This window comes from Thiohalobacter thiocyanaticus (assembly GCF_002356355.1).
Taxonomy (GTDB): domain Bacteria; phylum Pseudomonadota; class Gammaproteobacteria; order Thiohalobacterales; family Thiohalobacteraceae; genus Thiohalobacter; species Thiohalobacter thiocyanaticus_A.
Genome location: NZ_AP018052.1, coordinates 773,806 through 790,915 on the forward strand (window position 1 = coordinate 773,806; position 17,110 = coordinate 790,915).

17 protein-coding genes are annotated in these 17,110 nt (G+C 64.4%); 7 read left to right on the top strand and 10 right to left on the bottom strand.

Features of this window, described 5'->3' with window-relative positions:
• Position 1: 1 nt before the first annotated feature.
• Together metA and CFK21_RS03630 are read right to left on the bottom strand one after the other, a co-directional pair.
• Positions 2-1,102 carry a homoserine O-succinyltransferase MetA gene (gene metA / locus CFK21_RS03625; RefSeq protein WP_096364849.1) on the bottom strand — a complete coding sequence of 367 codons (1,101 nt, stop codon included), beginning with the start codon at positions 1,100-1,102 and terminating at the stop codon, positions 2-4.
• 10 nt (positions 1,103-1,112) lie between these two features.
• Positions 1,113-1,895: an ATPase gene (locus CFK21_RS03630; protein WP_369801258.1), complete on the bottom strand. Its 783-nt coding sequence runs from the start codon at positions 1,893-1,895 to the stop codon at positions 1,113-1,115.
• 203 nt (positions 1,896-2,098) lie between these two features.
• Here CFK21_RS03630 and CFK21_RS03635 point away from each other — a divergent pair, with 203 nt between their 5' ends.
• The 3 genes from CFK21_RS03635 (at position 2,099) to CFK21_RS03645 (ending at position 4,203) form a co-directional block, all read left to right on the top strand.
• Positions 2,099-3,085 (top strand): PDC sensor domain-containing protein, encoded by a 987-nt coding sequence (locus tag CFK21_RS03635; RefSeq protein WP_096364853.1) that lies wholly within the window; start codon positions 2,099-2,101, stop codon positions 3,083-3,085.
• Between the two features lie 69 nt (positions 3,086-3,154).
• Positions 3,155-3,493: a hypothetical protein gene (locus CFK21_RS03640; protein ID WP_157745312.1), complete on the top strand. Its 339-nt coding sequence runs from the start codon at positions 3,155-3,157 to the stop codon at positions 3,491-3,493.
• A gap of 41 nt (positions 3,494-3,534) precedes the next feature.
• Positions 3,535-4,203, top strand: coding sequence for a flagellar brake protein (locus CFK21_RS03645; protein ID WP_172844243.1), 669 nt, complete (start codon positions 3,535-3,537; stop codon positions 4,201-4,203).
• Between the two features lie 163 nt (positions 4,204-4,366).
• Here the strand turns inward: CFK21_RS03645 and CFK21_RS03650 are convergent, their stop codons facing one another.
• Complete coding sequence (locus CFK21_RS03650; protein WP_096364859.1) at positions 4,367-4,690, bottom strand: hypothetical protein; 324 nt, start codon at positions 4,688-4,690, stop codon at positions 4,367-4,369.
• Positions 4,691-4,752: 62 nt separating this feature from the next.
• Entirely contained in the window at positions 4,753-5,652 is a 900-nt protein-coding gene (locus CFK21_RS03655) for an HDOD domain-containing protein (RefSeq protein WP_096364861.1), read from the bottom strand.
• 222 nt (positions 5,653-5,874) lie between these two features.
• Here CFK21_RS03655 and CFK21_RS03660 point away from each other — a divergent pair, with 222 nt between their 5' ends.
• Entirely contained in the window at positions 5,875-8,211 is a 2,337-nt protein-coding gene (locus CFK21_RS03660) for a DUF1631 domain-containing protein (protein ID WP_157745314.1), read from the top strand.
• A gap of 149 nt (positions 8,212-8,360) precedes the next feature.
• Here CFK21_RS03660 and CFK21_RS03665 read toward each other — a convergent pair whose 3' ends face one another.
• Together CFK21_RS03665 and CFK21_RS03670 are read right to left on the bottom strand one after the other, a co-directional pair.
• Entirely contained in the window at positions 8,361-9,383 is a 1,023-nt protein-coding gene (locus tag CFK21_RS03665) for a DUF481 domain-containing protein (RefSeq protein WP_157745316.1), read from the bottom strand.
• Between the two features lie 192 nt (positions 9,384-9,575).
• Entirely contained in the window at positions 9,576-10,265 is a 690-nt protein-coding gene (locus CFK21_RS03670) for a hypothetical protein (protein ID WP_096364867.1), read from the bottom strand.
• A 199-nt stretch (positions 10,266-10,464) separates the two neighbouring features.
• Here CFK21_RS03670 and CFK21_RS03675 point away from each other — a divergent pair, with 199 nt between their 5' ends.
• Positions 10,465-10,848: an Hpt domain-containing protein gene (locus CFK21_RS03675; RefSeq protein WP_096364869.1), complete on the top strand. Its 384-nt coding sequence runs from the start codon at positions 10,465-10,467 to the stop codon at positions 10,846-10,848.
• Between the two features lie 41 nt (positions 10,849-10,889).
• Here the strand turns inward: CFK21_RS03675 and moaC are convergent, their stop codons facing one another.
• Positions 10,890-11,366 (bottom strand): cyclic pyranopterin monophosphate synthase MoaC, encoded by a 477-nt coding sequence (moaC, locus tag CFK21_RS03680; protein ID WP_096364871.1) that lies wholly within the window; start codon positions 11,364-11,366, stop codon positions 10,890-10,892.
• A 233-nt stretch (positions 11,367-11,599) separates the two neighbouring features.
• Between moaC and moaD the strand changes: the two genes are divergently transcribed.
• Both moaD and CFK21_RS03690 read left to right on the top strand, forming a co-directional pair.
• Positions 11,600-11,833 (top strand): molybdopterin converting factor subunit 1, encoded by a 234-nt coding sequence (gene moaD, locus CFK21_RS03685; protein ID WP_096364873.1) that lies wholly within the window; start codon positions 11,600-11,602, stop codon positions 11,831-11,833.
• A 1-nt stretch (position 11,834) separates the two neighbouring features.
• On the top strand, positions 11,835-12,275 hold the full coding sequence (locus tag CFK21_RS03690) for a molybdenum cofactor biosynthesis protein MoaE (RefSeq protein ID WP_096364875.1): 441 nt from the start codon (positions 11,835-11,837) through the stop codon (positions 12,273-12,275).
• A 203-nt stretch (positions 12,276-12,478) separates the two neighbouring features.
• On the opposite strand, the gene ppa is transcribed toward CFK21_RS03690, so the two are convergent.
• From ppa to CFK21_RS03705, 3 genes are all read right to left on the bottom strand, one after another.
• A complete protein-coding gene (gene ppa, locus CFK21_RS03695; protein ID WP_096364877.1) occupies positions 12,479-13,027 on the bottom strand; it encodes an inorganic diphosphatase in 549 nt (182 codons plus the stop codon).
• 151 nt (positions 13,028-13,178) lie between these two features.
• The gene (locus tag CFK21_RS03700; protein ID WP_096364879.1) at positions 13,179-15,197 is read right to left on the bottom strand and encodes a sodium-translocating pyrophosphatase; all 2,019 of its coding nucleotides are present in this window, start codon (positions 15,195-15,197) and stop codon (positions 13,179-13,181) included.
• 359 nt (positions 15,198-15,556) lie between these two features.
• Positions 15,557-16,831: a 6-phosphofructokinase gene (locus CFK21_RS03705; RefSeq protein WP_096364881.1), complete on the bottom strand. Its 1,275-nt coding sequence runs from the start codon at positions 16,829-16,831 to the stop codon at positions 15,557-15,559.
• Positions 16,832-17,110 lie beyond the last annotated feature (279 nt).

The window sequence follows — 17,110 nt, forward strand, 5'->3', positions numbered from 1 at the left end:
CCTAGAACCCCGGGACCGGGGTACGCTCCTCGAAGGTCCTGATGCCCAGCGGATTCTGCGGGTCCACGCTGGCCTTGAACGGATAGCGGCGATCGATGTTGGTGGTCTGGTAGACCTTCCCGATCCAGTTATTGATGACTGCCTCGGCGCTGTCGTGCCAGGTGTTGTCCAGCCAGGGCATGATCAGGGCCTCGGGCAGTTCCGGCAGAGGTTTGTTCCGCGCCAGCGCCCGGGTCAGCCGCTCCTGGTGCTCGTCCAGGATGGCCTGGATGGTGATGCTGAAGTAGTTGTCCGGAAACGGCGGGTAGTCCTCGCGCTCGCCGCTGGCAAAGCGCATGATCTCGCGCTTGTATTCCTTGAGCAGGCTGATGGCGTCGTACTCAGGATGTCCCTGGAAGAAGATCAGCCGAAAGCCGTCCTCGCTGACAGCCAGGTGCACGTCGGCCTCCTCGCTCTCCACCAGGATGTGCAGGCCGGCGGCCTCGAAATCCTCGCGGTCGATCTGGTTGAAACGTGAGTGCGGGACGTCGAAGCGGGTGTTCATGCCGCTGACCAGCGGGTGGCGGCGCTGCATGACCCGATGCGGGTATACCCCCCAGCGCTTGAAGCCCAGCGGCCGGCGCTTGCGTCCGTAGCGGAACTCCATCACCGCATGGGTGGCCAGACAGGAGCAGACCGTGGAGGTTACGTTCTCGTAGGCCCAGTCGATGACCTCGATCAGAGGGTCCCAGAACGGCTGCTCCGACAACTCCGGGCCGATCACGTTGGCGCCGGTGATGATCAGTGCGTCCAGGCCTTCCGCCTTGATCTGGTCGAAGGACTCGTAATAGCGATCAACGTGCGCCTGGCCCTCGGGGCCGCGCTTGAGCTCCTTGAGCGTGAAGGGATGGATATAGAACTGGGCGATCTGGTTGCTTTCACCGATCAGCCGGAAGAACTGGCGTTCGGTGGCGGCCAGCGCGGCGTCCGGCATCATGTTCAACAGACCGATGTGCAGTTCGCGGATATCCTGACGAATGGCCTCATCGTTGGAGATGATGGTCTCGCCCTCGCCGCGCAGGCGGTCGAAGGCGGGCAGTTCGGAATTGGCAACCAGTGGCATGCGCGTTTCCTTAGTGTCGGTCCAGGACGCTGCAGATCAGGTCCAGGAAATCGGTCTCGTCGCGGGCCTGGTGCAGTTCGTCCGTGGTAATGGTGTAGCCGTGTTCCCCGGCAATCGCCTCGTAGCGCGGGATGCGGGAATAGAACAGCCGCGGGAAGATCCAGCGCACGAAATCGTCGGGATCGATCAGGGCGACATAGGGCAGGTCGTTTTCCTGCATGTAGATTTCCAGCTGTTCGTCCAGGAATGCCTCGCGGTAGTACAGCGGCTTGGGCGAGGACTCGGCGCGGCGGATCAGTTCCTTCTCATCCTTCTCGGTGGCCTGGATGTAGAGGATCAGTGTGTGTTCGGCCAGGGCCTGCAGCGTCGGCGGGTCGTCCAGTTCACATACGCTGCCGCCGGCATCATTGATGAAGTGCTGGTAGCCGTAGATCTGCCGCGCCTTGAGAATGAACTCGGGCACATCGCGCATGGCCGCGATCTCGGCGCAGTGGTGCAGGGCCTGGCGGCGCTTGAACTCCTTCAGGCCAAGCCCGCCCAGGCTGGGATTGCCGAGCTTGCCGAGAAAGCTGGAGACCGGCTGCAGGTTGTCCACCGTGATGTTGTTGATCACCTGGATCGAGTCCGAGCGCAGCAGATCGCGCAGGAACGGGATCTGCATGGCCTGCAGCTTGATGTTGTCCAGGATGGACTCGTCCAGGTAACGGGTGCCGATGCGGTAATCGCCGGAGAAGTGAAACCAGTTGCGCTGGCGCAGGATGTTCGACAGGCGGGTCTTGCCCACTCCCGACATGCCGAGCAGAGTGATGCTCTTGTGCTCCCAATCCCGGAATTCCTGCGCGCTCAGTTTCACTTGCTGTCTCCCGCCTGGCGGTGGGTTGATTGTCTTCCTGTATTCTAAGGGATTTTCCGCGGTGGGGACATATGCCCGCTGCCGGCTGGGTTCTGTCGTCACGATTGGCTATCATGCACCCGTTACCCAGCATACGATTTGATATGAACGACGCTACGCTTGAATCGATCACGGCCGGCGACGGCCTGCAGGCCAGCATCACCCGCCAGCGCCAGGCGCTGGAAGGCATGATCACCATCCCGCTGCAGCGGCTGGCCGAGCGCTGCGCGCAGGTCTGGCCGGAACGCGAATGGCTGAATCAGGCCCTGAGTTCGGGCCTGCACGAATTGCCGTACTGCCAGTTCCTGTACGTGACCGACAAGTACGGTCGCCAGATCTGCGACAACGCCACCCACCAGGGGCTGCTGCCCGAGCACTTCGGCCGTGACCGTTCGGATCGGCCCTACATGAACCGGGTGCTGCCGATCCAGGGCATGCTGCTGTCGGACTCCTACATGAGTCTGCGCGCCCACCGGCCCTCGATCACCGCGGTTCAGGTGATCCGCAAGGACGATGCGATCGTGGGGTTTCTCGGCGCGGACTTCGACCTGCGCGACCTGCCGCTGACGCGCGAGCTCTACGACGAGCCGCACCACTGGCGCCAGATCAAGGGCGACCCGGCCATCCGCCGCAACGTCTTTCTGCAGACCCGTACCGAGACCGAGCTGGACCGTCGCATCCGCGACGTGCTTGCCATCATGGAGGAGTTGATCATCGATCACGGGGTGTTCCACTGTATCCTGCATTTTTCCAGCAATCGCGCCACGGTCTGGTTCGTCGACGACCCCTACCGTTACCGCCTGCTGGATCTGGATGCACTCATCGATCCGGACGTCTGCATGGCCTTCGGCCGTACGCCCTATCCGGACAAGGCGGTGATCCCGGCCGTGCGCATAGGCGAGATCCTGGACGGCTTTCGCGAACTGCGTTTCGCCGACGAGACCATCTACCTGCGTTCCGGCTCGCTCAACATCTTCAACGGCCTGGTGGCGCTGACCTTCTCCTGCGACGGCAGTCATTACCTGCCCTATGCCGAATTCCTCGATCGCGGTATGCCCTTCTGGAGCGCTGCCAACTCCACTCCCGCCTGATCCGTGCGGGATTGGGTGTGCGGGGCTGCGTTACCATGGCGGCTGGCGAACCGGGGAGATCCGCACGGCATGAGCACGAATATGGTGGTGTATATCAACGACAGCAGGCGTATCGAGTTCGACCGCGGCAGCAGTCTGCCCGGCCAGGTGCGTCACCGGCTCGAGGCCCTGGACCTGGAGTTGGCGCGGGGCGTGGAACTGCCGCAGGGCCGTATCGATACGCCCACCACTGAACAGAAGGCGCACTTCGCCATCGAGCAGCTGCTCAACCAGCTCACCCGCGAGGCGGGTGACTCGGCGGTCGCCTCCCTCTGGTGCGCCTATGTCGCCACCCGGCTGCCGGCGCTGGCCGCCATCCGGGTCGCCGAAACCGCCGAGGGCTTCGAGGTCGACCTGCAGTTTGACTGAAATGTGCCGTTAACATGGAAGGATTTCGGAGGAAATTTTCCATGATGATGGCAAGCCATCCCTTCAATCTGGTGGTCGGGAGCCGCCTGCAGCTGGAGGCGGAGAACGACGACTGCAGCCGTCCCGTGACCCTGCTCGGCTATCGGGAACCGCACTCGGTCATGCTCAGCTGGCCCGAGCAGGACGGCACCTGCCTGGCGCTGGCGGCGGACGAGCCGGTTCTGATCCGCTTCGAGGCCGGCGACAGCCTGTACCAGTTCCAGTCCCGTATCCTGCGTACCTGTACCGATCCCTATCCCTACCTGCATATCGCCTTCCCCGAGGGCGTGCACAGCGTGCAGGGCCGGCGCGCCTCGCGCATCCCGGTCAACGACATGGCGATGATGCTGGTGATGGAGGAGCAGGGGCAGAAGCTGTCGGTGGCGCTGGCCGACATCAGCATGACCGGCGCCCGGCTGGTGGCCGGTACGCGTCTGGGCGAAGTCGGGGAGCGCTTCTCGATCGAGATTCCGAGCATGAGCGGTGACGGCGGCCGGCGCCTGGTGCTGCCCTGCGAGGTGCGCTATGTGCGCGAGGAGATGAGCAGCAATGCCGGCAAGCGGGTCTATCACCACGGCGTGGAATTCGCCGGTCTGAATCACCAGGCCCTGGCCTTCATCGAGCAGTACATCGGCAACAAGGTGGTCGAGCGCCGCGGTGCCGGGGGGTGATCATCATTTTCGCTGCGGCGACGGGTAACGCAGAGGGCGCAGAGGCGCAGAGACGCAAAGAAAACGACTATAAAATCTCTTCGCTACCTTGATCTGCGACGGCAGAAGTGATGCAGGCAATACAGAATTTTTCGAAAACCCTGCGTTATTGCCGCTGCCCCGGTCAGGTAAAGACATCAATGCCGCGTTTGGGCGGCTCGTCCGCGTCGGCAGTTTCGGGATTGCGGCGGCGCTCGCGGTTGCTGCGGGTGTCGAGCAGGACGGGGATATCACGCTGGCGCCGGTCGTGGCCCTTGCGCCGTTCCCGCCCCTGTCGCTGCAGGGTCGGCGGCGGGGGTTCGGGCTGCGGCCGCGACTCGGTGCCGGCGATGGCCGGCTTGGGCGCGGTGGCGCTGACGGCCCGGGTCTCCTTCGGGCCGGTGTTCTCCCGCTCCAGTGCCCGGGTGCCCAGGTCGTCGGGCCGGTAATTGGTGTTGATGGTAACCATCTGACTGAATTCTAGGGGCTTGTCCGCAGTGTCGCCAGCCGCTTCGACGGCCCGGCCGGCGTTCAGGCCCGGGCCAGCAGCAGCCCGGCGGTATCGGTGAACTGATTCCCCGCCTCTCCGATAACGGCCGCGGCATCGAAATCTTCAGCCCTGAGTTCCAGGATGTCCCACACCACCGGGTCGACCGGGGTCTCCGGCGCCGCCGTCTCGGCAAAGGCGCCGATCTCGGAACGGTTGGCCAGGGTCTCGCCCAGGTGGACGATGGCCGCCTCGATCCGGGCCTCGGCGGCGTAGGCGGGGAGATGGTGATAGCGGATGGCCTCGCACAGGGCCTCGGGCAGGTTCCAGCGCTCGGCCAGGGCCGCGCCCACCTCGGCGTGGGTGAAGCCCAACTCGGCCAGTTCGGCCTGGTGCAGGATGGCCTCGTCGCCGTCGCTGACCAGCAGCAGGTCGCGCATCAGTTCGGGCTGGCGGGTATACAGGGCCAGGCTGCCGATATCGTGCAGCAGGCCGGCCACGAACAGCCGTTCCGGGTGCAGGATCCGGCACTCGCGGCCCAGGTTGCGTGAGATCAGGCCGGTGTAGAGCGAGTGCCGCCAGAAGGTGTCGATGTTGACCAGCTTCACCGGCAGGTTGGAGAAGGAGCGGATGGCCGAGACCGCGATCACCAGGCTGTACAGCTCGCGCACCCCGAGCACGGTCACGGCCCGACTGACGGTGTCGATGCGGCGCGGGAAATTGAAGAAGGAGCTGTTGACCAGCCGCAGCAGCCGGGCGGTCAGGCTGGGGTCGTGGCTGATCGCGTCGCCGATGTCGCGGGCCGAGGCGTCGTTGGATTCGATCAGGTCGAAGACCTTCACGCAGACATCGGGCGGAGAGACCAGATAGCTGACGTCGTCGACGATCTCCGTGATCAGGTCCGGGGCAAGATCATGGGTGGCGTGGGATTCGATATTCTGCATGGCTACCCCGTCGAATGGCTGACAGCATCTCCTGTTACCGGGATTGTCGGCCCCGTGGCTGCGGAGTTGAGCCAACCCGGGCCGGTCGGCCGGATTTTGCGCCAGCGATCACATTTTTCAGCATCGGGACTGAGCCTTTGCATGAGGCGGCCGAAACAACTCACGCAGGAGAACTAATTCAACCGGATCGCATCGACGAGGCACGCCATGAGAGTCGTTCATATGAATGAGTACGAACGCAGCCGCAGGGGATTGGATCAGCGCAGAGCGAACGAACTGCTGCGCGCCTGCCGCGAACAGGCGAAGCAGCATCTGTGTGCTGCCGTTGGCAGAATGCTGGACAAGGTCGACGACGCCCTGTTCGAGTTGGCCGAAAAGGCCGAGAACAATGCGGTCCAGAGCCAGTATTTCGATGCCATGCGGGAAGTCCGGATCAAGCGTAGTGACATGGAGCGGATTTTCCAGTCCACCCTGATCGACGGCTTCAATACCGCCGTTGCCCCGGCGCCCGCCGGCAGCGCCGCCGGCCGGGAGGGGGATGAGTTGGAACTCGACCTGGTGGGCGACGACGAAATGGAGGAGAACCTCGCCGTCACCAACATGGTCCAGAAGATCGAAACCGGCTGCACCCAGGAGTTGGGGATGCTGGATCGGCGCATAGGCTATCTTCTGGCCGACGAAGCGCTGGAGGGCCACGCCAACCCGGTCGGGCCGCGGGTGCTGTGCAACGCCTTTCTGCAGGCCTGCAGCCCGGTCGAGTCCGGCCTCAAGGTCAAGCTGATCATCCTCAAGCTCTACGACCGCTATGTGGTCAGCGAGGATGTCCTGCCGCTGTACAAGACGCTCAACCGCTTCCTGGTCAGCCAGGACGTGCTTCCCGACCTGCGCTCCCGGGTGCCTTCGAAATCACGCACTGCGACGGCGGGCGGCACGGCTGCCGGCGCTGACTCGCAGGCGCCGGCCGGGGAGGATGAGCAGGATCAGGGTCCCGACCTGTTCGCCGCGCTGCAGCAGCTGGCGCCGGCGGGCGGCTACGGGGCGCCTGGCGGCGTCGGTGGTGCAGGTGGTGTAGGTGGTGTAGGTGGTGTAGGTGGTGTAGGTGGCGGCTTCGGGATCGGTGGCACGGTTCCGGCCGGCTTTCTGCAGGGGCTGACCCTGCTGCAGCAGGGTACGGGCGGCTATGCCGGCCTCGATGCCCGGGCCCTGGGCGGCGGCAGCGTCAATGTGATTCATGACGTCAAGGCCGCAGCGCTGGCTGAGGGCGTGGGCGGGCTGGACGCACTGATCATCGACGTGGTGTCCATGCTGTTCGACTACATCCTGGATGACCGCGATATCCCCGATCCCATGAAGGCGTTGATCGGTCGACTGCAGATCCCCATGCTCAAGATCGCCATGCAGGATCAGGCCTTCTTCAATCGCAAGAGTCATCCGGCCAGGCGCCTGCTCAATGCGCTGGCCGAGGCCGCCGCGGGCTGGAATCCGGATGATCGTGACAGCACCCTTTACCAGACGGTCGAATCCATTGTGCAGCGGGTGCAGACGGAGTTCGATGATGATGTCGCGCTGTTCGAGGAACTGCTGGAGGAGTTGGAGGCCTTCATGGCCGAGGAGGCCGAACGGGCGAGCGAGCAGGAGGCCGCCTCGACCGGCCTGCTGCGCAGCAAGGAGCAGCTGCATTATGCCAAGCAGTACGTGGAAGAGGAGATCGCGCACCGCACCCGCAACCTGAGCCTGCCCGCCTTCATCCGCAGCTTCATGGTCAATTACTGGAAGAATTATCTGCTGGTCATGCTGGTCAGGGAAGGCGACGGCAGCCTGGAGTGGAAGCGTGCGCTGACGGTGACCGACAACCTGCTGTGGAGCATACGGCCCAAGCTTGCCAGCGAGCGCGACCGTCTGGTGCGTATGCTGCCCGGGCTGCTGGAGAGCCTGCGCGAGGGTATGGAACTGGTGGCGATGAGCGATGACAGCTATCAGGCCTTCCTCTCCCAGCTGGGCGATCTGCATGCGCAGGTGGTTCAGCAGGCACGGGCCGATGCCGGTGCCGAAGCCGGGGAACAGGCGTTGTCCACGGCCGACCCGCTTGCCGCCGATCCGCTGGCGGAGGATATCGACGACGTCGATGAACAGGTGGACGAACTGGCTGACGCCATGGATGCCGAGGCCCACGCGGCTGCCCACGCGACCCTGCACCGGCTGCTGGACGAGCAGGGGCTGGGTGAACTGGATGTCGAGGAGATCATCCTCGACGAGTCCGGGGACGAGCACGAGGTCATGGAGGACGAGTTCACCGAGATGGCCCGCTCTCTGCAGCAGGGCGGCTGGGTGGAATTCGTCAGGGAATCCGGTGAAACGGTGCGCGCCAAGCTGACCTGGATCAGCCCGGTGACCGGCAGCTATCTGTTTACCAACCGCAAGGGACTCAAGGAGGCCGACATGACCCTGCAGGGGCTGGCCGCCGAATTCCGCCGTGGCAGCGCCCGACCGATCGACGCCGTGCCGTTGTTCGACCGTGCCGTCAGCCACATGCTCGACGGGCTGCAGCAGGCGGGGTGACACTCAGGCGTCCTTGAGCAGAGTATCCCCGGCAATGTCCGCTGTCTCCGGAACCGCTGTCGGCCGGGGGAGGGCTTCCGGGCGCATGTGCGCAGTTTGCACGCTAAGCCCGGAAGCCCTCCCCCGGCCAACACCGCCCGCCCAAGCCGTTACCACGCATAGCCCAGGTTGAGCAGATAGCGCATATCCGTGCTGTCGTTGCCGTCGGCCGGGGTGTTGTCCCAGTCCACGTCGATCTGGGTGGTGGCGGTCAGGCCCTGGCCCAACGGCACCCGCAGACCGGTCCGGCTCAGGATCAGGATGTCGTTGATGTCCTCCAGCCCCAGCAGACCTTCATGATAGTGGAAGAAGCGCAGCCGGCTGCCGAACAGCAGGCGGTCGTAGTTCAACGCCCAGCGTCCGGCCGGGTAGCTCTCGTCTTCCTTGTCGTAGAAATCCTCGTTGACATAGGTCAGACCGCCTTCCAGTGACAGGTTCAGCGGTTCCGATTCGTAGAACTGATAGCCCGAGCCCAGACCGAGGGTGGTGCGCAGCTTCAGGTCCTTGAACTCGTCGCGGGTGAACAGGGCGTTGGCGTAGGTATACCACTTCTCGGTGAGGAAATGATCATACTTGCCGTAGCCGGTGGCGTTGGAGGCGGTCTCGGTGCCGTCGTCGGTGGAACGGTTGAAGGTCGCCCCGACAGTGAAACGATTGGTGAGGGTGCGCGCCACCACCTCGGCATCGAGATGATACTGCTCGGTGTCGGTGTTGCCGCTGCTGATATTGGCGCCGGCATTGATGTTGCCCTTGACCCGCACCCCGCCGTTGACCTCCACCGGCGGGTTGATGTAACGCACTGCCGACAGTTCGATGGGGGCGGTCTCCAGGATCTCGCCGGCCTTGATCCGCAGCGTCCCGTCCCCGGCCGGCAGCAGGGTGCCGGTCAGGCGGGTTTCGTCCTCGAGGATGATCTGCACCGGCTGGTCGCTGATCACCTGCCTGATCTGGGACCACTGGATCTCGAGCGTGCCGGCATAGGGAGTCTTCAGGGTCAGGGTGTCGGCCTGTTTGGTGACCACCGTGCCGGTCAGGCGGTCGCCGTTGTGCATGATCAGGGTATCGGCAAGGGCCGGCGAGCAGGCCAGTGCGGAGCAGAGCAGGGCGGTGAGCCGGGTGTGTTTGAAAGGCATGGGTGTTCCTGATGAATTGTTGTCGGGAGTGGCGCCATGGTACGGCAGCCATTCAATGTGCCTTGAAACTGGATGAGATTGCCACGCCGCTTGCGCGGCCATAGAACCCCTGCGGGTTTTCATTATGTATACCCCACCCTTCCGGGCCGGGCATCGCAATGACCCCGTTGCGGTCAACTGACCGCAACGGGGTCAGTTGACCGGCAGCCGCGCCCGCAGGGCGTCGCGGTCATACCACCAGTTGTCGTTGACGATCACCTCCAGCACCTTGCCCAGGCGCGGCAGGAACTCGCCCGGATCGTTGAGTTGCAGCGCCTCCATCCAGACGTTGATCATCTCCGGGTCCTTGATGTCGCGATGGCGCTCGGCCACCCGGCCCAGGATCTGTGCCGTCAGGAAGGTCAGGCTCTCGTGCTCCCTGCCTTCGGTGCGCAGGTCGGCGAGGTAGTGTGCCGCCGCCGCGGCCACGGCGCCGCCGTCGGAGCGCTCCGGCGTCTCGTCGACGATGTGGTGCAGCATGGCCACGCTGGTGGCGGGCGCGATCGGGTAGGTCACTGCCAGCCAGGTGCCGTTGCCCAGGGCGAGGATGGACTCCGGCTGGTCGCAGCGATAGAGGATGTCGCAGGCCTCGACCGCCTCCTGCCAGAGTTCGTTGTCGATGAAGGTATCGAAGACCGCGCGAGCCTCGTCCCAGGCCTCGGCATTGCGGCCCAGGCCGAGCAGGGCCTCGGCGATATCGAGCCGGACCCGGGCGCGGTCGGCAGCCGGGGCGGTCTCGGGCAGGGCCTTGAGGTGCTGGCGGTGATCGGCCAGCAGCTGTTCCAGTTCGGCCTGGGACTGGCCCGTGTCCAGGGCCTGGATGGGATGGGTATCGTCGCTCATGGATCCGGATTATATCAGGTGATTGGGTCGGCCTCCTTTTACCCAAGCCTGGCAAGGAACACAACCCATGGATTGTGCGGTATAGGCGGGCCCGGAGCCGGCAATGGCGGCTGCAGACGGATTCAACCGCCGGGGTTCATGCTATTGTGCCCGGCAGTGAGCGGCCGCCGCGGGGCTGCGCGGGAGGCAGTGACCATCGATGGTATCAACCGATGACACCGAGACAGTGCAGGCGCAGCTGCAGGCGCTGCACGAACGCTACCAGCTGGCCCTGCCGGAGCGCCTGGCCGAACTGAACGCGCACGGGCAGCGGCTGTGCCGGGACGGCTGGGAGCAGGGCCTGGCCGAGCAGCTGCAGCGCGAACTGCACAACCTGGCCGGCGGTGCGTCCACCTTCGGTCATCCGGAACTGGGACAGGCGGCAGGGGTTCTGGAACAGCAGCTGCGGCGGTGGCTGGAGCGGGACGCGTTGCCGCCGGCGTCGGAGTGCGAAGCCTTCCGCGACCGTTTGCAGTCCCTGGCGCAGCTGGCCACTGCCGCCCCGGTGCCGCCGCCGACTGCGCCGACCCTGCCGCGGCGGTGAGTTCGTCGTCGTCCTGCCCCGCTGCGTCGCTCCGGGCGGGGTTAGTCTGCCGTCCAGTCGCCCGACTTGCCGCCGCGCTTCTCGCGCAGCCGTATCCCTTCCATGCGCATGCCGCGATCGACGGCCTTGCACATGTCGTAGATGGTCAGCAGCGCGACCTGCACGGCGGTCAGGGCCTCCATCTCCACCCCGGTCGGACCGCGGGTCTCCACCGTGGCGCTGCAGTGCACCGCTGCCGGGTTGTCCGTGGTCTCGAAGCCCAGTTCCACCCGGGTCAGGGCCAGCGGGTGACACAGGGGCACCAGGTCGGAGGTCTTCTTGGCGGCCATGATCCCGGCCACCCGGGCGATGCCCAGGACATCGCCCTTCTTGTGGTCGCCGGCGCGGATCATGGCCAGGGTCTCGGGCTGCATCTCGATCCGCCCCTCGGCCACGGCCACGCGGCGGGTGCTGTCCTTGTCGCCGACGTCGACCATGTGGGCCTCGCCGGCGGCGTTGAAATGCGTGAATTCCGACATGGGAAGCAGGGCCTTTGCTTGTGATGGCGTGTTAAACTTAAAGAATAGCCACGGAAAGCACGGACAAGACCTTTCCGTCATTCCCGCGAAGGCGGGAATCCAGACGCCGCCGTGGTCCATGGATTCCCGCCTTCGCGGGAATGACGGTGGGTAACGACCAGAGTTTGATCAAGCATTTTCCGTGTTTTCCGTGGCTATTCGACCAGATTACAGCCGTTGAACGCAAATCGACCATGTGGATCAATGTCAAATTCTTCGCCAGCCTGCGCGAACTGATGAACCGCGCCGAGACCCGGGTCGAGCTGCCCGAGGGCGGTTCGGTGGAGGATGTCTGGCTGGCGGCCACCGACGGTCGCGAGCAGCCGGCCAATGTGCTGGCGGCGGTGAACATGGAATATGTCGACTTCTCCGCCCCGGTCAGCGACGGTGACGAGGTGGCCTTCTTCCCCCCGGTGACCGGAGGCTGAAATGCCGGTCGAGGTGCTGACGACCCCCTTCAACCCCTGGCAGCGGCTGGCCGACTACGAGGCCCGGCCGCAGGCGCCGCATGGCCGCATCGGCGCCACAGCGGTGTTCGTGGGCAGTATGCGCGATTTCAATCAGGACGATGACGTCCGGGCCATGACGCTGGAGCATTATCCCGGCATGACCGAGGGCTATCTGGAGAGGATCAGCGCCGAGGCCGGCGAGCGCTGGGGGCTGCTGGATACCCTGATCCTGCACCGGGTCGGCGAACTGGCCCCGCAGGACCCCATCGTACTGGTCGCGGTCTGGTCGTCCCATCGCCGCGAGGCCTTCGAGGCCTGCCGCTGGCTGATGGAGGAACTCAAATCGAAGGCGCCGTTCTGGAAGCGCGAGACCCTCGCCGACGGCAGCGCCCGCTGGGTGGAGCAGAACACGCCGGGGTAGTGATAAGCGCCAGGATCAAGAGCGCCACGGAATACACGGAAAGCACGGACAATGTGTTATGTGTAGGTCGGGTTAGCCCGCAGGGCGTAACCCGACGTTTCCCGTCGCCCTGTCGGGTTACGCTGTGCTAACCCGACCTGCAATAACTGACAGCAATAATTATTTCCGTGCTTTCCGTGTATTCCGTGGCGCTCTTGAAGTAATCAGAACTTCGGCTTCTCCGGCGCCTCGTTGTACATCTTCACGCTGTTCATTATCTCCGCCTTGGCCTCGTCGATGCCGCCCCAGCCCTCGACGCGCACCCACTTGCCCTCGTCCAGATCCTTGTAGTGTTCGAAGAAGTGAGCGATCTGCTCCAGGATCATGTCGGGGACGTCACGGAAGGTCTCCACCTTGCGGTACTGCTTGCACAGCTTGTCCACCGGCACGGCCAGCACCTTGGCGTCGTCGCCGGATTCATCCGTCATCTTCAGCACCCCGATCGGGCGGCAGCGCACCACCGAGCCGGTGATCAGCGGCACCGGGGTCAGCACCAGCACGTCCACCGGGTCGCCGTCGTCGGACAGGGTGTGGGGCACGTAACCGTAATTGCAGGGATAGTGCATGGCCGTGTTCATGAACCGGTCCACGTACATGGCCCCGGTATCCTTGTCCACCTCGTACTTGACCGGATCGCTGTGGGCCGGGATCTCGATAATGACATGGATATCGTTCGGCACATCACGGCCGGAGTCGACGCGATCGAGGTTCATGACAGGCTCCCAGATAAACGGAAAGGGCCGGTATTATACCGGCCCTGAATCAAAAGACTAAAGATCGCCACGGAATACACGGAAGTCACGGAGTTTCCATTGAATTATTGAATTCCGTGCTTTCCGTGTATTCCGTGGCAGATCTTTATATTTACAGCAACGGCACGATCAGCAGCGCCACGATGTTGATGATCTTGATCAGCGGATTGATGGCCGGGCCCGCGGTGTCCTTGTAGGGGTCGCCCACGGTGTCGCCGGTCACGGCCGCCTTGTGGGCGTCCGAGCCCTTGCCGCCGTAATTGCCGTCCTCGATGTATTTCTTGGCGTTGTCCCAGGCGCCGCCGCCGGTGGTCATGGAAATAGCCACGAACAGGCCGGTGATGATGGTGCCGAGCAGCACCCCGCCCAGGGCCTTCGGCCCCAGCACCAGGCCGACGATGATGGGCACCAGCACCGGCAGCAGCGAGGGCAGCACCATCTCCTTGATGGCGGACTTGGTCAGCATGTCCACGGCGCGGCCGTAGTCCGGTTTCTCGCTGTGGTCCATGATGCCGGGCTTTTCCTTGAACTGACGCCGCACCTCGTTGACGATGCCGCCGGCCGCGCGGCCCACCGCCTCCATGGCCATGGCGCCGAAGAGATACGGGATCAGGCCGCCGATGAACAGGCCGATGATCACCATGTGATCCGACAGGTCGAAGGCGAACGACTTGCCCACCGCCTCCAGCCCGTGGGTGTAGTCGGCGAACAGCACCAGCGCGGCCAGTCCGGCCGAGCCGATGGCATAGCCCTTGGTCACCGCCTTGGTGGTGTTGCCCACCGCGTCCAGCGGATCGGTGATGTTGCGGATGGACTCGTCCAGTTCGGCCATCTCGGCGATGCCGCCGGCGTTGTCGGTGATGGGTCCGTAGGCGTCCAGCGCCACGATGATGCCGGTCATGGACAGCATGGAGGTCGCGGCGATGGCGATGCCGTACAGGCCGGCCAGTTCATAGGCGCCCCAGATGGAGGCGCATACGGCCAGCACCGGCGCGGCGGTCGCCTTCATGGACACGCCCAGGCCGGCGATGACATTGGTGCCGTCGCCGGTGGTGGAGGCCGCCGCGATATGACGCACCGGCGAGAACTCGGTGGCGGTGTAGTACTCGGTGATCACCACCATGGCCGCGGTCAGGGCCAGGCCGATCAGGGCCGCACCCCACAGGGCCATGACGCTGTGCTGGCCGTTGTCGCCCATCATCATGCTGGTGACCGGGTAGAAGGCGATGGCCGCGAGCACGCCGGCAACGATCAGGCCGCGGTACAGGGCGTTCATGATCTTGCCGCCCTCCCTGGCCTTGACGAAGAAGGTGCCGATGATGGAGGCGATGATGGATACGCCGCCCAGCGCCAGCGGATAGATGGCCGCCGAGGGACCGGCGTCCTGCAGCATCAGGCTGCCCAGCAGCATGGTGGCGATGACGGTGACGGCATAGGTCTCGAACAGGTCGGCCGCCATGCCGGCGCAGTCGCCGACATTGTCGCCCACGTTGTCGGCGATCACGGCCGGGTTGCGCGGGTCGTCCTCGGGGATGCCGGCCTCGACCTTGCCGACGATGTCGGCGCCCACGTCCGCGCCCTTGGTGAAGATGCCGCCGCCGAGGCGGGCGAAGATGGAAATCAGCGAGCCGCCGAAGGCCAGACCCACCAGGGCATGCAGGGCCTTGTCGGTGGAGACGCCGGTCATGGTCAGGATGCCGTAGTAGCCGGCCACGCCCAGCAGCCCCAGACCGACCACCAGCAGGCCGGTAATGGCGCCGCCGCGGAAGGCGACCTGCATGGCGGCGTTCAGTCCGTTGTGGGCGGCCTCGGCGGTGCGCACATTGGCCCGCACCGAGATGTGCATGCCGATGTAGCCGGCCAGACCCGAGAACACCGCGCCGATGGCAAAGCCGATGGCGCTGGCCCAGTCCAGGAACAGGCCCACCAGGATGAACAGGGCCACGCCGGCAATGCCGATGGTGGTGTACTGGCGGTTGAGGTAGGCGCTGGCGCCTTCCTGGATGGCCTGGGCGATCTCCTGCATGCGGGCGTTGCCGCTGGGCTTGCCGAGGATCCACTTGACCGAGATGGCGCCATAGACGATGGCGCCGATGGCGCAGACGAGCGCGAAAACGAGCGCAGACGACATGATGGGTTTCCCTCCGTTACCTTTTGATGGAATGGCGCTGAGACTCAAGCGTCATTGCGAGCCAGGCGTGGCAATCTCGTGCAGCAGAATCAACCGGTTGGAGATTGCCGCGGCGCTGCACGCCCATAGAACCCTGTCGGGTTTCATCATGGGTACCCCACCCTGCGGGTCCGGGCATCGCAATGACGAATAAATCAGAGATTCCTTAATGGTGTTTGCTGGCTATTCTTGTTGGTTGGTGGTTACACCGGCCTTGACGGATATCAAGCCGGACCGGATCCGCTGCCCCGACTGCTGTGTATCGGATAGGCGGCAGGGCACAAAAAAGGGGCGCGATGCGCCCCTTCCTGCGGATTGCTTCAGACCTTGAAATCCCCAAGCTTGCGCTTGACCGGCGCATTCTTGAGCCGGACATATTTGGGCAGGCCGTCCTTGCCGTAGGGCGGATAGTCCTCGCCCTTCATCAGCGGCCCCAGGTAGTCGCGGCACTTCTTGGTGATGCCGAAGCCGTCCTTGCTGATGAAGCTCTTGGGCATCATCTTCTCCACATTGGCCACCCGCGACAGGTTGGCCTCGCCGACCTTCCAGCGATAGGGGCTGTTGGAGGTGCGCACTACCGTGGGCATGACCGAGTTTTTGCCCTTGATGGCCAGTTCCACTGCGGCCTTGCCCATGGCGTAGGCCTGCTCGACATCGCTCTTGGAAGCGATGTGGCGGGCGGCACGCTGCAGGTAGTCGGCCACGGCCCAGTGGTACTTCAGTTTCAGGTCCTCGCGGATCATGTTGGCCACCACCGGGGCGACGCCGCCGAGCTGGGCATGGCCGAAGGCGTCCTTCAGGCCCTGGTCGGCAAGGAACTTGCCGTCGCGGCTCTTCACGCCTTCGGAAACCACGATGGAGACATAGCCGAACTGCTTCACCTTGGCCTTGACTGCCTGCATGAACTTGCGGCGGTTGAAGGTGACCTCCGGGAACAGGACGATCACGGGGATCTCGCAGTCCTCGGAGGAGGCCATCGCGCCGGCGGCGGCGATCCAGCCGGCGTGGCGGCCCATCACTTCCAGGATGAAGACCTTGGTGGAGGTCTTGGCCATGGAAGCGACGTCGAAGCTGGCCTCGCGGGTGGAGACGGCGATGTACTTGGCCACCGAGCCGAAGCCGGGGCAGTTGTCGGTGATGGGCAGGTCGTTGTCCACCGTCTTGGGCACATGGATGGCCTGGATGGGGTAACCCAGCTTCTTGGACAGCTGCGAGACCTTCAGGCAGGTGTCGGCCGAGTCGCCGCCGCCGTTATAGAAGAAGTAGCCGATGTTGTGGGCCTCGAACACCTCGATCAGGCGCTCGTACTCGCGCCGGTTCTGCTCCAGGCTCTTGAGCTTGTAGCGGCAGGAGCCGAAGGCGCCGGAAGGGGTGTGGCGCAGCGCGGCGATCGCGCTCTTGGATTCCCTGCTGGTGTCGATCAGGTCCTCGGTCAGCGCGCCGATGATCCCGTTGCGCCCGGCATAGACCTTGCCGATCTTGTCCTTGTGCTTGCGTGCGGTCTCGATCACGCCGCAGGCGCTGGCATTGATGACGGCGGTCACGCCTCCCGATTGTGCATAGAAAGCGTTCTTCTTGCCCGACGATTTCGCCATTGTGTACTCCCGGTTTATTGATTTGACGGTAAGGAAACCCGGCGCCGCGCGGGCCGGGCGGTGGCGTTCAGCCGACACCCGCCTGCGCGTGCTGCCTGGATGTTCTGAAATCGGCTGTCTGGGTCATTGGGTTCGGTCGCGTCACGCGGGCCAGGGTCAGGCACAAACCGGAATCCGCAGGCAATAAAACACGCCAGCCGCAACTCATGCAACCCTGGCGGCCTGATCGGCGGTTACCGCGTTGACTTGCAGTGACTCGAGGCGGTAGCTTAAACGCAT